This window comes from Pseudoalteromonas phenolica (genome assembly GCF_005876835.1).
GTDB lineage: Bacteria > Pseudomonadota > Gammaproteobacteria > Enterobacterales > Alteromonadaceae > Pseudoalteromonas > Pseudoalteromonas phenolica_B.
In genome coordinates this window covers 28,533-44,920 of record NZ_PPSW01000028.1, presented here as the reverse complement: position 1 = coordinate 44,920, position 16,388 = coordinate 28,533, and the positions used below count along the sequence as shown (strand labels likewise).

Below are 16,388 nucleotides of genomic sequence, written 5' to 3'. Positions count from 1 at the left end.
AAAGTGAATAAAGGCTTAAAATTAAGCAGCTTCTTCTTCTTTCTTAACGCGAACTGCTTCAATTGTTTTACACAATTTGCCAGCAGACGCTTCTTTCATAGCGCTCATTAAGCGTGCAACAGCTTCGTCGTAAGTAGGTAGCTTAGCAAGCATATCTACGTCAACGATATTGCCTTCGAATGCAGCAGACTTAAGCTCGAATAGCTCATTCTTTTTCGCGAAATCTGAGAAGATACGCGCAGCAGCACCTGGGTGCTCTGAAGAAAAAGCGATTAGGCTTGGGCCTACTAGAGACTCGTTAAGACACTCATAATCAGTACCTTCAACAGCACGTTTAGCTAGGGTGTTACGAACAACCTTCATCCAAACGCCTGCTTCACGAGCTTCTTTACGAAGAGCAGTGATAGCATCAACTGTCACACCACGAGAATCTGCAACTACTGCAGATAGAGCACCTTTGGCAACTTCATTAACTTCAGCAACAATTGCTTTCTTGTCTTGAAGGTTTAAAGCCATGGGTGTTACTCCTGGTTAATTAAAAACCTAATGGTTTTCAGTTCTACTCTTACCTCAACAAAATTGCTGAGGTGCTTTTTACGGCGAGAGCCAGAAGATTAGGAAAATCTAGCTGGGATTCACACCGTCTACGTAGGAATTATTAAGGCTTTCACCACCTACGGTCTTGGACGGAAACGCAATTTATCGTTTGATTGTAGACCAACTGGTTAACAATACACGAAATTATGCGCTTCAACCCGAATTCTTTACTTCGCTAGAGAACAAGTTCTCAACGAAATGGCGCAAAATTATAGTTCAAATTTTACGCCATGTAAATGCTAATTTCTAAATTACGCTACTTGCGTGTTTAGAGTAGCTTGGTCAACAGCAACACCTGCGCCCATAGTTGTTGAGATGCTTACTTTCTTCAAGTAAGTACCTTTCGCTTGAGAAGGCTTAGCCTTCTTAAGAGCAACAAGTAGTGCTTCAAGGTTTTGTTGTAGCTGTTCAGCAGTGAAGTCAACTTTACCGATAGTCGTGTGAACGATACCGTTCTTGTCGTTACGGTAACGAACCTGACCAGCTTTAGCATTTTTAACTGCTTCTGCAACGTTAGGTGTTACAGTACCAGTTTTAGGGTTAGGCATAAGACCACGTGGACCTAGGATTTGACCTAGTTGACCAACAACGCGCATTGCATCTGGAGAAGCAACAACAACGTCAAAGTTCATTTCGCCTTTCTTAACTTGCTCAGCAAGTTCTTCCATACCTACTAAATCAGCACCCGCTTCTTTAGCAGCTTCAGCGTTTGCGCCAGCTGTGAATACAGCAACGCGAACGTCACGGCCAGTACCGTTTGGAAGTACAGTTGCACCACGAACGTTTTGGTCAGATTTACGTGCATCGATACCAAGGTTAACAGCAACGTCAACACTTTCAGTGAATTTAGCAGTAGCTAGTTCTTTAAGAAGAGCAACAGCTTCGTTGATTTCGTACTCTTTAGTTACGTCAACTTTTTCGCGGATTACGCGCATACGCTTAGTTAATTTAGCCATTCTCAATTACCCTTCTACATTCAAGCCCATTGCACGTGCAGAACCTGCAATCGTGCGTACAGCTGCATCCATATCAGCAGCAGTAAGATCAGGACGTTTAGTCTCAACGATCTCTTCTAGTTGAGCACGTGTTACTGTACCCACTTTTTCTGTGTTAGGACGGCCAGAACCAGACTTGATGCCAGCTGCTTTCTTAAGAAGGTAAGAAGCAGGTGGAGTTTTCATGTCGAAAGTGAATGAACGGTCGTTGTAAACAGAGATGATTACAGGAACCGGAGCGCCTTTCTCGATAGACTCTGTACGTGCGTTGAACGCTTTACAGAATTCCATGATGTTTACACCGTGTTGACCTAGTGCAGGACCTACTGGAGGACTAGGATTAGCCATACCAGCAGCAACTTGTAGCTTGATTAGAGCTTCAACTTTCTTTGCCATTTTAAATAACCTCGTTAGTTGGGTCTTTGCCTTGTGCGCGCGAGGACGTGTACTCAAGCGGCTTCCCAAATTAAAAAAATCTGTGCTTTTGTTATACCAGATAACAAAAGGCCGCTGATTATAGATTAACCAGCGGCCTTTTTCAATCTCTTCGAAAAGAAATTATTTGTCTTTTTCTACCTGACCAAATTCAAGGTCAACTGGCGTAGAACGACCGAAGATAAGAACAGACACTTTTAGGCGGCTCTTCTCATAATCAACCTCTTCAACTACACCACTGAAGTCTGCGAATGGACCATCGTTTACACGTACCACTTCACCCACTTCAAACAATGTTGCAGGCTTAGGCGCTTCAGCATTTTCTTGAATACGGTTAAGAATACGGTCAGCTTCTTTCTTGCTGATTGGTGCTGGACGATCAGACGTACCACCAATGAAACCCATTACACGTGGCGTGCTGTTTACTAAGTGCCAGCTCGCATCGTTCATGTCCATTTCAACTAGAACATAACCTGGGAAGAACTTACGCTCAGATTTGCGCTTTTGACCAGCACGCATTTCAACTACTTCTTCAGTAGGGACTAGTACTTCACCAAAGCTATCTTCTAAGCCTTCGATCTTAATGTGCTCAATAATTGTTTGAGCAACGCGCTTTTCGAAACCCGAAAACGCTTGAATTACGTACCAGCGTAATTTCTTTTCTTTGTTCTCATCCGACATGGGATCAGATCTCCAATCCAGTTAAAAAGCCAACAATACGGAATAAAATGCCGTCTAAACCCCAAAGGATTAACGCCATTACCACTGTTGCTAGCATTACGATAAAAGTTGTATGCGTTGTTTCTTGACGCGTTGGCCAAACAACCTTGCGTACTTCAATTCTAGCCTCTTTTGCAAAAGCAATAAAAGTACGACCTTTTTCAGTAGTTGCTAGTAGACCTAAAGCGGCCGCCACTGCAACAACAACACCTACCGCACGCACTAACACAGATAGGTCAGCGTACATGTAATTACCTACCACTGCACCTAATAGCAATGCAATTGATACTAGCCACTTAACCGTATCCATCGAGTTTGACGGAGTTTCTACATTCGTGCTCATAAAAAATTTACCTTAAATACAGACACAACGACCCTGCATATGGCAGGGTAAATCCATTAATCCAAATCTACAAATAAGCGAGAGGTTCATCGAACGGCCACATTATTTTAGGTTTAGACTAGCTGTATGAATTGGCAGGGGCGGCAGGACTCGAACCCGCAACCATCGGTTTTGGAGACCGCTGTTCTACCAATTGGAACTACGCCCCTGCAAAGTGGATGCCCATTATACTGACGAACAAAGCGAAAACAAGAGTAAAAGATGCGCAAATTTTAATTTTGTCAAATCTTACGCTATTCTCACGCCAGCAATGGTTATAAATCAAACAAAAACATTCGCGCATTTTAACGATTATGCCAGCTGTAACAAGTCACCATGATGAAAATCACACAATAACCAGATTTGCTCAAATGGGTGGGTATCTGGAAAGCTTAATTGTGCCTGCACGTTTTTAAAATCATCGTAATGCCAAATCGGACTGGCGTTACGGATCAACAACCATGTCCGCTCTGATTGATAGCTTTTCTTGGCTTTTTGATTCAATAACCGTCCTAATGCCACTTTGAGCTGCTGTTCAGACGATGCCTGAGACATCACAGCCAATTCTCGTTGCATCGATAACGATAGCGGTCTGCCAAGTACAGCCATAGCTTCGGTTTCACTGGCATACAAATGCGCCACTTCAATGTCGAGTTTCTGATCACCTTGGTAACAGCTGACATCGGGTTTTCGTGGTTCATTATGCCAGATATGGCGCATAGGGGTGCCATACGCCTTTTCGTAACATTTTAAAAATAACTTGGCAGCTTGATGCTCAAGTTCTATTTTTTCTTGCTCGCTGTATCTATGCATCTAAGGTGTTATGAATATCTTTTAATAAGCCTGATGCACCGAACCTGAATTGCGCTGGCGTCAAACTACTGCATTCTAGTTTTTGTTCAGCAAGTCGTAAGTAAGCACTCGCATCTTCCACTATTCTTACTCCACCCGCCGCTTTAAAGCCCACTTCTCGGCCTGATGAATTAATTGCATCAAGCATAATTTCAGTTGCTTCTAAAGTGGCATTAACAGGCACTTTTCCGGTGCTGGTTTTAATAAAGTCTGCACCCGCTTCAATCGCTAAGCTACTTACTTTACAAATAAGCTCAGGCGCTTTTAGCTCACCACTTTCTATGATTACTTTGAGACAAGCATCATATTCTGTGCATAACAGCTTGCTCTTATGAACATACAGTTTGGTATTCTCTAGCTCGCCCTGTATCACTTCTTTATATGGGATCACTAAATCAATTTCGTCAGCCCCGTCTAATAAAGCTTGTTTTGTTTCATTAAGTACCGAGTCTAATGACTGCTCCCCATCATAAAAGTTTGTGACTGTTGCAACTTTAACTGACTGCCAGTTTCTTCTTGCCAGCTCTTTTTTTACTAAACCAACAAATTGTGAGTAGACGCAAATGGCAGCTGGCAGACCAATTTCAGGGCGCACACTATCTAGCAATGCCAATATTGATTGCTCAGTGTCGTTTTCATTTAAAGATGTGAGGTCCATTAGGGACAATGCTTGTGCTGCATCTTGTTGTATTGTCATGGTAGTTTCCCGTGTATGTGTAAGTCATTCACCATAGTTAAGTGAATGTATTGCCTCAATCCTAGGGCATTTGTCCGTTTAAGACTCTGCTCAAAATCAAATTTACCTGTTTAGCATATCTCATAACCAAACATAATAAGCTTAATTAGACAGCTAAAACTTAGCTCAAGGGCTTGTAAATAAAGCCTTAAACCAAATCAAACCCCCTTCTATAACTTTTAGTTATATAGATTAGGTTTTAATTATTTTTTCCTGTTTCAAAGCCGCTATATTCTGCTGCTCTGTAATGTTCTGCACGATAAAAATAGCAGAATGTGAATATAATTAAGGGGCAAATGGTGCAGTACTTACCAATCTTTACCAAACTTGATAACAAACCGGTGCTGATTGTCGGCGGCGGTGATGTTGCACTTCGTAAGGCGCGTGCATTTTTAAAAGCACGTGCGGATGTAACGATTGTGGCCCCTGAGTTCTGCCAAGAGTTACTCGATGCCGAGCAAGATGGCGAAGTTACGTTAATTAAAGACTATTTTAATGAGTCTCACCTTGCAGGCAAAATGCTTGTTATTGCTGCTACTGATGTTGAGTCTGTTAATAACACCGTATTTGAATTGGCAAACCAGCATAATATTTTCGTCAACGTGGTAGACGACCAGCCTAAGTGCTCGTTTATTTTCCCGTCTATTGTTGACCGTGATCCAATTACCATTGCAATTTCAAGCGCAGGCACTGCGCCGGTTTTAGCTCGACGTTTACGAGAGAAGTTAGAAACCCTTATTCCACAACATATTGGTCCATTAGCTACCCTAGTAGGCAGTTTCAGAGATAAGGTAAAGGCACGCTTTAAGCATTTTGCCGATCGCCGCCAATTTTGGGAAAGCGTGTTCGATTCAAGTGTGGTAAGTAAAGTACAAGTAGGCGATAACGAAGCTGCGACCGAACAACTACACGAAATGCTCGACGCCAAAGCTGAGCCAGAAGGCGAAGTATATGTGATTGGTGCAGGTCCCGGTGATCCTGAGCTACTAACACTTAAAGCGTTACAGCTTATGCAACAAGCCGATGTTGTGGTGTATGACTACCTCGTTTCTGATGAGATTATGGATTTAGTACGCCGCGATGCAGATTTAATTTGTGTCGGTAAACGCCTTAACTACCACAGTGTTAAGCAAGAAGACACCAATCAGATGTTGGTCGACCTTGCGAAACAAGGCAAAAAAGTCTGCCGAATCAAAGGTGGCGATCCGTTTATTTACGGCCGTGGTGGTGAAGAAGTACAAGTACTGAAAGCCCATGATGTACGTTATCAAATTGTTCCGGGTATTACTGCAGCAGCTGGGTGTAGCGCCTATGCCGGTATTCCTTTAACGCACAGAGATCATGCACAAGCAATCCAGTTTGTGACGGGTCACTGTAAAAAAGATGGTCAAGAATTAGATTGGCAAGGGCTTGCTAAGCCTAATCAAACAGTGGCAATTTACATGGGTGTGATCAAGTCACCGCATATTCAGGCTAAGTTACTAGAACATGGCCGTAGTGCTAGCACCCCAGTTGCAATCGTTGAAAATGGTACCCGTAAGAATCAACGCGTGGTTAGAACCGAATTAGGTCAATTGGCCGAACAAATTGAGGCACATGAGATTGTCTCACCAGCACTACTGATCATCGGAGAAGTAGCTGCTTTACATGAAGAGTTAGCTTGGTTTGGGCAAAGTGCACAGATCAGCAGTTTTGCTCAGCCACTGACCGATGTGGCGTAACGATTTTATTTTTAATTTTTAAGTAGGACGACGACAATGGCTTTAACACACCTTCAGCAATTAGAAGCTGAAAGTATAAAGATTATTCGCGAAGTCGCAGCCGAGTTTGAAAACCCAGTGATGCTTTACTCTATCGGTAAAGACTCATCGGTACTTCTACACTTGGCGCGTAAAGCATTCTTCCCAGCGAAAATTCCTTTCCCTCTACTACACGTAGACACAGATTGGAAATTCCGCGAGATGATCGAATTCCGTGACCGCTTAGCAAAAGAATATAACTTTGACTTAATCGTCCACAAAAACCCAGAAGGTATTGCCATGGGCGTGGGTCCGTTTACGCACGGTTCAGCTAAGCACACTGACGTGATGAAAACACAAGGCTTAAAACAAGCACTAGACAAATACGGCTTTGATGCTGCTTTTGGTGGTGCGCGTCGTGACGAAGAAAAGTCACGTGCAAAAGAGCGTGTGTACTCATTCCGTGATAAGCACCACCGTTGGGACCCTAAAAACCAACGTCCTGAGCTTTGGAACACCTACAACGGTCAGGTTAACCCAGGCGAATCAATCCGTGTATTCCCTCTATCTAACTGGACTGAGCTAGACATTTGGCAATACATCTATCAAGAAAATATCGAAATCGTGCCATTGTACCTTTCTGAAAAGCGCCCTGTTGTTGAGCGCGACGGTACGTTAATCATGGTTGACGATGAGCGTATGCCATTAAACGAAGGCGAAGTGCCTGAGATGAAATCAGTGCGTTTCCGTACGTTAGGCTGTTACCCACTAACTGGTGCGGTTGAGTCAGAAGCAAACACTCTGACTGGCATCATCGAAGAAATGTTGCTTTCTACCTCTTCTGAGCGTGAAGGCCGAGTAATTGACCATGATTCATCAGGTTCGATGGAGAAGAAAAAACGTGAGGGGTATTTCTAATGTCTACGGCAAATGAAGTAAGAGAATTAGGTATTGACGCTTATCTAGCGCGCCAACAAGACAAAAGCCTTTTACGCATGATGACTTGTGGTAGCGTAGATGACGGTAAATCAACGCTTATCGGTCGTCTATTACACGACAGCCACCAAATTTATGAAGATCAGCTAGCTGCACTTCATAAAGACAACGAAAAAGTGGGTAACGCAGGTGAAGAGCTAGACTTAGCACTGCTTGTTGACGGTCTACAAGCTGAGCGTGAGCAAGGTATTACCATTGATGTTGCGTACCGTTATTTCTCGACGGCGAAGCGTAAGTTCATCATTGCTGACACTCCAGGACACGAGCAATACACACGTAACATGGTAACGGGTGCGTCTACGAGTGACTTGGCTATCATCTTAGTTGATGCGCGCTACGGTGTGCAAATTCAAACTAAGCGTCATAGCTTTATCTGTGATTCATTAGGTATCAAGCAGTTCGTTGTTGCCATCAACAAGATGGACATCGTGGACTTTGACGAAGCTGTATTTGAAAAAATCAAAGCTGACTACTTGAAATTTGCTGAGCAGTTAAATGTATCTGACATCAAGTTTGTGCCTATGTCAGCGCTTAAAGGCGACAACGTCGTAACGCGTTCTGAGCACACACCTTATTACACAGATAAGCCTCTGCTTGAGCTACTTGAAGATTCTCCAGCAGCACAAGCAAACACAGACTTTGAAGCACGCTTCCCTGTCCAGTATGTGGTGCGTCCTAACCTTGATTTCCGTGGCTTCCAGGGCACGTTAACATCGGGCTCACTAACGGTTGGTCAAGCGGTTAAGGTATTACCATCTGGCAAGCAATCTAGCATCAAAGAGCTAGTGACCTTTGACGGTAACTTAGAGCAAGCGCAAACAGGTCAAGCATTTACCATTACATTAAACGATGAAGTTGATGTAAGCCGTGGTGATGTGATCGTGCCTGTTGACTCAACAGCTGCTGTAACAAACCAAGTACAAGCAAAACTTGTATGGATGCACGAAGAGCCATTAGTGCTAGGTAAGAGTTATAACTTCAAGCTAGGCAGCAAAAACACTGCTGCTATCGTGAAGAAGATTGACCATACCATTGATGTAAACACCTTAGAGCAAGGTCAAGCTGACAGCCTTCAGCTAAACGAAATTGCGATTGTGACGTTAGAGCTAACTGAAAGCATTCTGGCTGATGTATATCGCAACAACCACGAAACTGGCGCATTCATTCTGATCGACCGTCTATCAAACCTGACAATTGGTGCAGGTATGATTGAGGCGCTTCTTTCAGAGCAAGCAACGCAACACTCACAGTTTAGCGACTTTGAAGTTGAGTTTAATGCCCTAGTTCGCAAGCACTTCCCGCACTGGCAAGCGCTTGATATTACCAAGCTTAAATAAGCTGTTTATTACCTTATGAAATTCATGATGCACGTAGGCGGCAAGCAAATGAGACCAATGAGCATAGTTCGCCTATGTGATTTGGCGAATGCGCGAAGCCAACAACCGTGCATTGTGAAGGACAACGGGTAATTGCCTGTTATGTGGAATTTTAAATAATGTACGAACAGATCATATTAACAGGCATTATGCTGACATTGGTGGGTTGCCTCTTTGGCACTCGCCTCAATCCAGCTTGGTTATTTGTCGGTGCCATTGGCACCGGCTATTTAACGGGTCTCATTGAGTTAGAAGAGATGTTAGCCAACTATGCTAACCCGTCTCTTATCACCCTTATTCTGTTGATCTTGGTGTCGATTGCCATCGAGAAAACAACCCTAGTGCAAGGTCTTGCACAATCGTTAGCAAAAGGCACTCTTTCTAAATCAGTGATGAAGCTTGGCTTATCCACTGCGTTTTTATCGTCTTTTACTAATAATACCGCAGTGGTGGCGTCGTTAATTTCAGCGATAAAAGACAGCCCAACCCACTCGCCTTCCAAATTATTATTACCGCTGTCTTATACCGCCATTTTAGGGGGGACTTTAACCCTTATCGGTACCTCAACGAATTTAATCGTCAATGGTTTTGCCGTCGAAGCAGGCATGCAACCACTGGGCTTTTTTGATTTTACTTTAGTGGGCTTAGGCGCACTCAGTGTCGGCCTGATCACCATTATCGTGCTACTGAAGTATTTACCTGATCACGGTAAACAAGACCAAGAAGTGGTGCCTTTTTACCTTGAAGGCAAAGTCGAAGCGGGTTCAAAACTGATTGGCCGCACCGTAGAAGAAAACGGTCTGCGTGATTTAAAAGATTTATTCTTAGCTGAAATCATTCATGGTGACCGCCGTATTTGCGCCGTGACGCCTCAGCAAGTTATTCAACAAGGCGACATATTACTGTTTGTTGGCGACATCAAATCAGTGCCTTTACTACAACGCTTTGATGGTTTGAAAATCGTCCATGACAAGCATGAAAAAGACGTTGAGCATTTAGTCGAGGTGGTGATCAGCCAATCATCTCGCTTTGTTGGTAAAACTGTCAAAGAAGTGCGTTTTCGTGAACAAGTGCACGCTGCCGTTATTGCTATCCGCCGTGGTCATGACCGACTGCAAGGTGGTTTAGGACAAGTGCGCTTACAAGCAGGTGATTCTCTTATTTTAGCACCGGGCTCTGAGTTTTATCAATTACCTAACTTGAAGCGTGAATTCGTTTATATTTCGGGTCTTGATTTACAGACCCATCTTAAGTCGAAAAAGTCGAATTTGGTATTAGCGGGTTTTGTGGCCGTTATCGGGTTAAGCATTTTTGATGTGGTACCACTGGTTAAAGGGTTGCTGGTATTTTTAATCGCGCTATTTGCAATGGGCGCAGTAAAAGTGACAGAGCTAAAGCGCCGCTTCCCGATTGAACTACTTGCCATTGTCGGAAGCGCTATTGGTTTGGCCAAACTCATGATAGGCACCGGGCTTGCCACGCAAATTTCAGATGCGCTTTTTTATCTACTTGGCGACTTCGGTCCTTATGGCGCTTTTATCGCTATTTTTGTAATGACCGTGATTTTCACTGAGCTCATTACTAATAACGCTGCGGCAGCGCTGTCTTTCCCTGTAGCCTTTGCACTCGCCATTGGTTTTGATGTGAGCCCATTACCTTTTGTGATGGCAGTGGCATTTGGCGCATCGGCGAGCTTTATTTCACCATTTGGCTATCAAACCAACCTCATGGTGTACAGTGCAGGTAACTACCGTATTAAAGACTATGTTACGGTCGGCTTACCGCTTTCAATTATTTATTCAATCACGGTGTTGACCTTAATACCGCTGGTTTTCCCTTTTTAAATAGGTAATGCAATGGATGAAAATATCGTTTGGCATAACTATGCCGTAAACAAGTCACAACGCAGCGAGCAAAAAGGTCACAAACCAGTGATTTTATGGTTCACCGGTTTTTCAGGCTCAGGTAAAAGTACAGTTGCAGGCGCACTAGAAAGTGCCCTTCACCAGCAAGGTGTACACACTTATTTACTCGATGGCGACAACGTGCGCCATGGTTTATGTAAAGATTTAGGCTTCAGCGATGAAGACCGCGTCGAAAATATTCGCCGTGTTGGTGAGCTAAGCAAGCTTATGGTAGACGCCGGGCTTGTGGTACTCACCGCGTTTATCTCGCCATTCCAAGCTGAGCGCGACATAGTACGTAACCTTGTCGGTGACGGTGAATTCATCGAAGTCTTTTTAGATACACCGTTAGATGTTTGTGAGCAACGCGATCCGAAAGGCTTATACAAGAAAGCCCGCGCAGGTGAAATTAAACACTTCACTGGCATAGACTCAGACTACCAAGTGCCTGTTAATCCTGAGATCCGCATCGATACCAGCGCGAATAGCCTTGAACAATCAGTACAACAACTGGTAGCGTATCTGAAAGACAAGCAAGTAATTGGATAAGTAATGAATCAAACGGATCTGTTAGAAGAAATTTTACAACTGAGCGTTGAAGCAGGCGATGCCATTATGGGCATCTATGCGAAAGACTTTAACGTTGAGTACAAAGAAGATGAAAGTCCAGTCACCGATGCGGATCTGGCTGCACACAAAGTCATTGCAGCTGGCTTGCAACAACTTACCCCTGATATTCCGGTATTAAGTGAAGAGAGTGCTGGTATTGATTGGGCAACACGTCAAACTTGGAACCAGTATTGGCTAGTTGACCCAATTGATGGCACCAAAGAGTTCATTAAAAAGAATGGCGAATTCACCGTTAATATCGCGCTTATCAAAGCTGGTAAACCAATTTTAGGCGTGGTGCACGCACCTGCTTTAAATGTCAGTTACCTTGCTGCAGAAGCAGTCGGTGCATTCAAACAATGCGACGAAGCACGTATAGAACTCAAAATCACTAAGAAAGCCAATACTGGTCTTATCAAAGTAGTGGGCTCTCGCTCACACCCATCACCTGATTTAGCCGCTTATCTTGAGCAGTTTGATGACGTAGAAATGGTACCGAAAGGCAGCTCACTAAAACTTTGCCTTGTCGCAGAAGGCGAAGCAGATGTTTACCCGCGTTTAGGTCCTACGTCTGAGTGGGATACAGGTGCGGGTCATGCTGTGGCTGAAATTGCAGGCGCGACCATTACCCAAGTTGATGGTTCATCACTGACGTACAATCAAAAAGAAAGTTACCTTAATCCTTACTTTATCGTATCGAGATTAGAGGCTTAATCGTACTTGCTGGACTTATAGAACGAGTTACTCGCCCGATTAGTTTGTTCAAGTAACTTGCACAAACTAAATAAAAAAGCGAAGCACTTTTGAGTAAGGCTTCGCTTTTTTATTTCTGAGAGCGGCTTTGGTATTAAATCCCGTACAGCACCTGCATTGCTTTGTAGTCCACCCCAAATGTTTGCTGAACCCAACGGTTTACAAAGTCATTATCTGGTTCAATCTGGGCACAGCGTAATGCTTGCTCGGCGACAAATGACTGATTAACCATAGAGCAATACCTTTGCTGCCAAAGCTTATTTAGGTCACCACTAAAGTCAGCACTTAATTGCGTTAAATGCTGCTCAAACTTTTGTATTTGATTTAGATAGTCAGCACTGAGCGGAGTGACATCAGCTTCTGCAAACTCAATATTATGACTACGGGTGAGATTATCGTAAGAGCCTGATTCACTATTCGATAAACGCAATCCCAGTAAGTTACCTGAATAGCTTACATTCACTGAATAGGTTTCTTGATGCTCTTTTAACTGATAAGCAAATGCCTTTTCGACATCTGTCGCCAGCTTGTTATTTGCATCTTTTGGATCAGGCTTTAGTTCAGTTACTACATATCGCTTTTCAATCTGTCGGTAAGACGTTTGTTTGCGGTATTGTGCTTTGCCCTCCAAGGTGAGAGATAAAGCGGCAGAGCCTGTGTGACTAAACCAAGGGCTCGACTGAAAAGCTTGCTCAAGCTCTACTTGCGTATTACGCAGCGCATAGCGATGGGCCTGAGCATTGGATGTTTTAAAACGTTCACGCTTACTCACTTTCAAACCAGTAAAACGTGATTTATCAGATTTATCTAATGTTAAGCTCACAGGCTGTTGCCAAAGAGCACAGTATCGCTGCGTCAACTCATGTAAATAAAAGCGTTGACCTTGTACTTGCTCTGCCAGAGTTAAGCACTGTTGCTTACCGGCTTTATCTAACGTGTCTCTGTACTGCTGCAGTTCACCTGCAAGCTGTGCATTGGCAATTAAATTGCGATACTCATGCTCAAACCACTTAAATGGATCTGGTTGCGATAAACCCGCAAGTTGCTTGGCTTCGGTTTTTAGCCACCCTTCTACGGCTTTCACTTCTTCACGCTGTGTTGCTGCCTGAGCGCCCATAGTCTCAACATGCCATTGGTTTTGACTAGCCAATAATGACTCCAGTTTACTGGCAGCACCCCTATAATTCGCTCCCAAGCGCAGCATACGCACTTCAATCAAACCTCGGTCGATGATTTTACTTCGCGTTTCAGCAAGCCGCTGTTTTGCCTCTACGTCTTCAGGGTCCTCTAAAAGCGCTTTTTCGTAGAATTCTGCTGCTTGTTGGTACATGCCTTTGCCATACAGCTTGTCACCTTTCTCAACCAAGCTGGTGCAGGCCGAGAGCATCAGCGCTGCCAACAGCCCGATAGATATCTGTGATATTTTCATTCTCTTCCCTTTACTCTAGCCAAACTCATCGCCAAAAATGTACTCTGCACAGCAATATATATCAGCCTAAATTGAATGCCCAGTTTAACTGACTATGGCTAACCTTTGCTGAGCGCACAATGAACTGGCATCATCTATATTCAATGGGCGACTCATATAGTATCCCTGAGTTTGTTGACAGTGTAATTTCACCAATACATCTAGTTGCTCAGATTGTTCAATGCCTTCTGCAGTCACAACCAAATTAAAGCTTTTGGCGATAGCACAAATGGCTTCAATTAATTGTCTTGGTTTTTCGCCACTTTCTATTCCTTCTATAAACGCCCTATCTATCTTAAGACCGTCAACGGGTAAATGATTTAAGCGCGCTAAGCTTGAGTAACCCGTACCAAAATCATCTATATAAATACCAAACCCTTGCTCATGCAGTACTTCGAGCGGCTCAACCAGATTATCTTCGGTTGCCATCATCGCAGACTCAGTTAGTTCAATTTTAAACTGCTCAGGCTGCAAGGCTGAGTGAGTGAATTGCTGGGTCAACCAAGCCATAAATTGCGGGCTCTGTAATTGTAACGGCGAAACATTCACACTCATAAAAATATTGCTGCCACTATGTTGCTTCATAAACGCCATGGCTTTTGCAAACACCCATTGACCTAACATAGTGATCTTGGCGCACTCTTCTGCAATTGGAATGAACTCTGCTGGACTCACAAAGCCCAAGTTAGGACTTTGCCACCTTAGTAAAGCTTCAAAGCCTTTTAATATTTTGCCTCTTTGGCAATAGATTGGCTGGAAGTTTAAAGACAACTCTTGATCTAAATTGATATCTTGAAGTGCGCGCTCTATCTCAATTTTGCGCGCAGCCTGGCATGCAATATCTCGGGTGTAGATATGAAACGCATTTTTGCCACGTTTCTTCGCCTCATACATCGCAATATCGGCATCATGAAGCAATTTTTCAGCTTTAACATTAGTGCAAGGCGTTGTGAATGTGCGCACACCGATACTGCCGCTTACGCTATGTGTATGCTGTTTATAAGTAAATGGCTTACGGATCTCTGACAACATATCTTCAAGTATGCCTTCGAGTGGTCTTTCTAAGTTTTCTAAATCAAATAACACTGCAAACTCATCACCACCAAGACGAGCAATATCTGCAAAACTACCGAGCAATAGCTGCATACGTCCTGCAAACTCCACCAGCAATTTATCACCCGCTAAATGCCCTAAGGTATCGTTTATGAGTTTGAACCTATCTAAGTCGATATAGAGTAAGATGAATGTCTTTCCTCTACTTTCTCTGGCTTCATCGACCAACTTCAGAAAAGCCAAACGATTTAGCAGATCGGTCAAACTGTCATGACGCGCTTTATACTTAAGCTGCTCATTAAATAGCTTATCTTGAGTGATATCGGTGATCCTGCCTTCGTACAATACGGCATCAGGGTGATGTAACCAATGTCCACTCTGTCTTAGCCAAATCGTACCATGCTGCTCACTACGTGCTAACCAATCTAACTCTTTATGCTGTTGTTTATCTACAACCACTTGCTGCCATAAAGCTTTAACTTCTTCATCAAGTATAAAGTCTTCCAGCGCGACTCCCTCTAACGATGCCGACTCACCCACAAGCAGCTGCTTAAAGGCAGGATTGGCCTCGATTATCTGACCTCGATGATTGAGTACAAATAACCCTTCTCGACTATTCACGAACAAACTTTTATATTTCCGCTCTGCCACAACTTGCTGCTGTAGTGCTTGTAAGCGCTTGTCTGATTCTCGCAATACCTTTTGGTTCGCTTGATCTAAACTAGCGGTGCGCTCTATGACTAGGTTATTGATGGTTTGATTTCGGTTAGCGAGCGCTCTAAGTTGCAGCCATACTAAGATCCCGCAAATACTGGCAACAAAAACAAAACCAATAATAATGAGCTGCCTACTCGTTAAGAAATTGGGATTCAGCTGCTTCTTTGTATAAAGCTGTAACGTTAAAGTTCGACCATTAAAATCAATATCTCTAGACACTTTCGGTACTAAATCAGCGAGTTGATAAGTATCTTGCCAATCACTGTTAAACACCACACGCTCATCAGCTAATACTCTCAAGTGCTGCTGAGTATTTTGATACACTTGGCTAAACAAACCCTCAAGCAATAGCGATAACTCAAAACTCAAACCAATGGCTGTTTGCAACCCAAATTCTTGAGGACGAGGTAAGATCAAACTCCACTTATTGTCGTCTTGCCAACTGAGTGTTTGCAAGGTTTGCGTATCAAACAGCATATGATTAAAGGCTTCTTTCATCGCACAGCTTTCACCAAGTGTGTGTCCATAGTCAGCTAAAGGGGCAGCATTTACTATAGTGAAGAAACTATCTTCCGGTGAGGCTAAATCTGGTACTTGCACTCTAAAATCAAAAGAACCATTTTCTTGATATAACTTTTCAAGCCCTTCTACATCTGATGCTGTAATAGCGTGATACACCTCTAAGCTGATCGGCAGTTCGCTATTAGATAACTGCGAGTGAGCAACTTGGTGAAACAGAGATTGCGTCGATGTCGCTGGTAAAAACGCATCTATGGCATAAATAAGGTGACCTAATTGATCCAGCTTAGAGTTAAGTTGATACTCGTATTGAATGAGCTGTAAATCAGCACTTTGCGCTTCTTGTCTATGGTAATACTCATTTACGACAGCACCAACATAGGCCATTAAAGAGATAAAGAGTCCACAATAAATTGTCCCGGACTGAAGCGGTGAACGGAGAAAAGAAATAAATCGGGTCGCTATAGACATCGTATAAAAAAGCACTGTATCCTATATAGAACCGATAATAATTCTTATTTGCAATGAATAAAAGCT

The 16,388-nt window shown here is 43.3% G+C and carries 15 protein-coding genes and 1 tRNA gene; 6 read left to right on the top strand and 10 right to left on the bottom strand.

The window, feature by feature from the left end; genetic code table 11:
• Positions 1–21 precede the first annotated feature (21 nt).
• The 8 genes from rplJ to deoC all read right to left on the bottom strand — a co-directional run bounded on the left by rplJ (position 22) and on the right by deoC (position 4,678).
• Positions 22–516, bottom strand: a complete 495-nt coding sequence (gene rplJ, locus C1E24_RS17105; RefSeq protein ID WP_058028510.1) for a 50S ribosomal protein L10 — start codon at positions 514–516, stop codon at positions 22–24.
• Positions 517–848: 332 nt separating this feature from the next.
• Complete coding sequence (rplA, locus tag C1E24_RS17100) at positions 849–1,553, bottom strand: 50S ribosomal protein L1 (RefSeq protein ID WP_138483556.1); 705 nt, start codon at positions 1,551–1,553, stop codon at positions 849–851.
• A 6-nt stretch (positions 1,554–1,559) separates the two neighbouring features.
• Positions 1,560–1,988: a 50S ribosomal protein L11 gene (gene rplK / locus C1E24_RS17095; RefSeq protein ID WP_010387320.1), complete on the bottom strand. Its 429-nt coding sequence runs from the start codon at positions 1,986–1,988 to the stop codon at positions 1,560–1,562.
• A 162-nt stretch (positions 1,989–2,150) separates the two neighbouring features.
• Entirely contained in the window at positions 2,151–2,708 is a 558-nt protein-coding gene (gene nusG / locus C1E24_RS17090) for a transcription termination/antitermination protein NusG (protein WP_130256507.1), read from the bottom strand.
• A 4-nt stretch (positions 2,709–2,712) separates the two neighbouring features.
• Positions 2,713–3,090, bottom strand: coding sequence for a preprotein translocase subunit SecE (gene secE / locus C1E24_RS17085; protein ID WP_138483555.1), 378 nt, complete (start codon positions 3,088–3,090; stop codon positions 2,713–2,715).
• 132 nt (positions 3,091–3,222) lie between these two features.
• Positions 3,223–3,299: transfer RNA gene (locus C1E24_RS17080), tRNA-Trp, on the bottom strand.
• 142 nt (positions 3,300–3,441) lie between these two features.
• Entirely contained in the window at positions 3,442–3,942 is a 501-nt protein-coding gene (locus tag C1E24_RS17075) for a hypothetical protein (RefSeq protein WP_138483553.1), read from the bottom strand.
• On the bottom strand, positions 3,935–4,678 hold the full coding sequence (gene deoC, locus C1E24_RS17070; protein ID WP_138483551.1) for a deoxyribose-phosphate aldolase: 744 nt from the start codon (positions 4,676–4,678) through the stop codon (positions 3,935–3,937). The genes C1E24_RS17075 and deoC overlap by 8 nt, the downstream gene beginning before the upstream one ends.
• 338 nt (positions 4,679–5,016) lie before the next feature.
• Here deoC and cysG point away from each other — a divergent pair, with 338 nt between their 5' ends.
• The 6 genes from cysG to cysQ all read left to right on the top strand — a co-directional run bounded on the left by cysG (position 5,017) and on the right by cysQ (position 12,055).
• Complete coding sequence (gene cysG / locus C1E24_RS17065; protein WP_138483565.1) at positions 5,017–6,438, top strand: siroheme synthase CysG; 1,422 nt, start codon at positions 5,017–5,019, stop codon at positions 6,436–6,438.
• Positions 6,439–6,474: 36 nt separating this feature from the next.
• A complete protein-coding gene (cysD, locus tag C1E24_RS17060; RefSeq protein ID WP_058028504.1) occupies positions 6,475–7,374 on the top strand; it encodes a sulfate adenylyltransferase subunit CysD in 900 nt (299 codons plus the stop codon).
• Complete coding sequence (gene cysN / locus C1E24_RS17055; RefSeq protein WP_138483549.1) at positions 7,374–8,789, top strand: sulfate adenylyltransferase subunit CysN; 1,416 nt, start codon at positions 7,374–7,376, stop codon at positions 8,787–8,789. Before cysD ends, cysN begins: the two co-directional genes overlap by 1 nt.
• Positions 8,790–8,947: 158 nt before the next feature.
• On the top strand, positions 8,948–10,672 hold the full coding sequence (locus C1E24_RS17050) for an SLC13 family permease (RefSeq protein WP_138483547.1): 1,725 nt from the start codon (positions 8,948–8,950) through the stop codon (positions 10,670–10,672).
• Positions 10,673–10,684: 12 nt separating this feature from the next.
• Complete coding sequence (gene cysC, locus C1E24_RS17045) at positions 10,685–11,281, top strand: adenylyl-sulfate kinase (RefSeq protein WP_138483545.1); 597 nt, start codon at positions 10,685–10,687, stop codon at positions 11,279–11,281.
• 3 nt (positions 11,282–11,284) lie between these two features.
• Complete coding sequence (gene cysQ / locus C1E24_RS17040) at positions 11,285–12,055, top strand: 3'(2'),5'-bisphosphate nucleotidase CysQ (RefSeq protein WP_138483543.1); 771 nt, start codon at positions 11,285–11,287, stop codon at positions 12,053–12,055.
• A 133-nt stretch (positions 12,056–12,188) separates the two neighbouring features.
• Here cysQ and C1E24_RS17035 read toward each other — a convergent pair whose 3' ends face one another.
• On the bottom strand, positions 12,189–13,523 hold the full coding sequence (locus C1E24_RS17035) for a tetratricopeptide repeat protein (RefSeq protein WP_138483541.1): 1,335 nt from the start codon (positions 13,521–13,523) through the stop codon (positions 12,189–12,191).
• 84 nt (positions 13,524–13,607) lie between these two features.
• Positions 13,608–16,322, bottom strand: coding sequence for a putative bifunctional diguanylate cyclase/phosphodiesterase (locus tag C1E24_RS17030; protein ID WP_138483563.1), 2,715 nt, complete (start codon positions 16,320–16,322; stop codon positions 13,608–13,610).
• Positions 16,323–16,388 lie beyond the last annotated feature (66 nt).

What these genes read in the sequence shown, in the direction of transcription:
- cysN (WP_138483549.1), top strand. Translation starts at nt 7,374, where the DNA reads ATGTCTACGGCAAATGAAGTAAGAGAATTAGGTATTGACGCTTATCTA.
- C1E24_RS17035 (WP_138483541.1), bottom strand. Translation starts at nt 13,523, where the DNA reads ATGAAAATATCACAGATATCTATCGGGCTGTTGGCAGCGCTGATGCTC.
- deoC (WP_138483551.1), bottom strand. Translation starts at nt 4,678, where the DNA reads ATGACAATACAACAAGATGCAGCACAAGCATTGTCCCTAATGGACCTC.
- rplA (WP_138483556.1), bottom strand. Translation starts at nt 1,553, where the DNA reads ATGGCTAAATTAACTAAGCGTATGCGCGTAATCCGCGAAAAAGTTGAC.
- nusG (WP_130256507.1), bottom strand. Translation starts at nt 2,708, where the DNA reads ATGTCGGATGAGAACAAAGAAAAGAAATTACGCTGGTACGTAATTCAA.
- C1E24_RS17075 (WP_138483553.1), bottom strand. Translation starts at nt 3,942, where the DNA reads ATGCATAGATACAGCGAGCAAGAAAAAATAGAACTTGAGCATCAAGCT.
- secE (WP_138483555.1), bottom strand. Translation starts at nt 3,090, where the DNA reads ATGAGCACGAATGTAGAAACTCCGTCAAACTCGATGGATACGGTTAAG.
- cysD (WP_058028504.1), top strand. Translation starts at nt 6,475, where the DNA reads ATGGCTTTAACACACCTTCAGCAATTAGAAGCTGAAAGTATAAAGATT.
- C1E24_RS17030 (WP_138483563.1), bottom strand. Translation starts at nt 16,322, where the DNA reads ATGTCTATAGCGACCCGATTTATTTCTTTTCTCCGTTCACCGCTTCAG.
- C1E24_RS17050 (WP_138483547.1), top strand. Translation starts at nt 8,948, where the DNA reads ATGTACGAACAGATCATATTAACAGGCATTATGCTGACATTGGTGGGT.
- cysQ (WP_138483543.1), top strand. Translation starts at nt 11,285, where the DNA reads ATGAATCAAACGGATCTGTTAGAAGAAATTTTACAACTGAGCGTTGAA.
- rplK (WP_010387320.1), bottom strand. Translation starts at nt 1,988, where the DNA reads ATGGCAAAGAAAGTTGAAGCTCTAATCAAGCTACAAGTTGCTGCTGGT.
- cysC (WP_138483545.1), top strand. Translation starts at nt 10,685, where the DNA reads ATGGATGAAAATATCGTTTGGCATAACTATGCCGTAAACAAGTCACAA.
- rplJ (WP_058028510.1), bottom strand. Translation starts at nt 516, where the DNA reads ATGGCTTTAAACCTTCAAGACAAGAAAGCAATTGTTGCTGAAGTTAAT.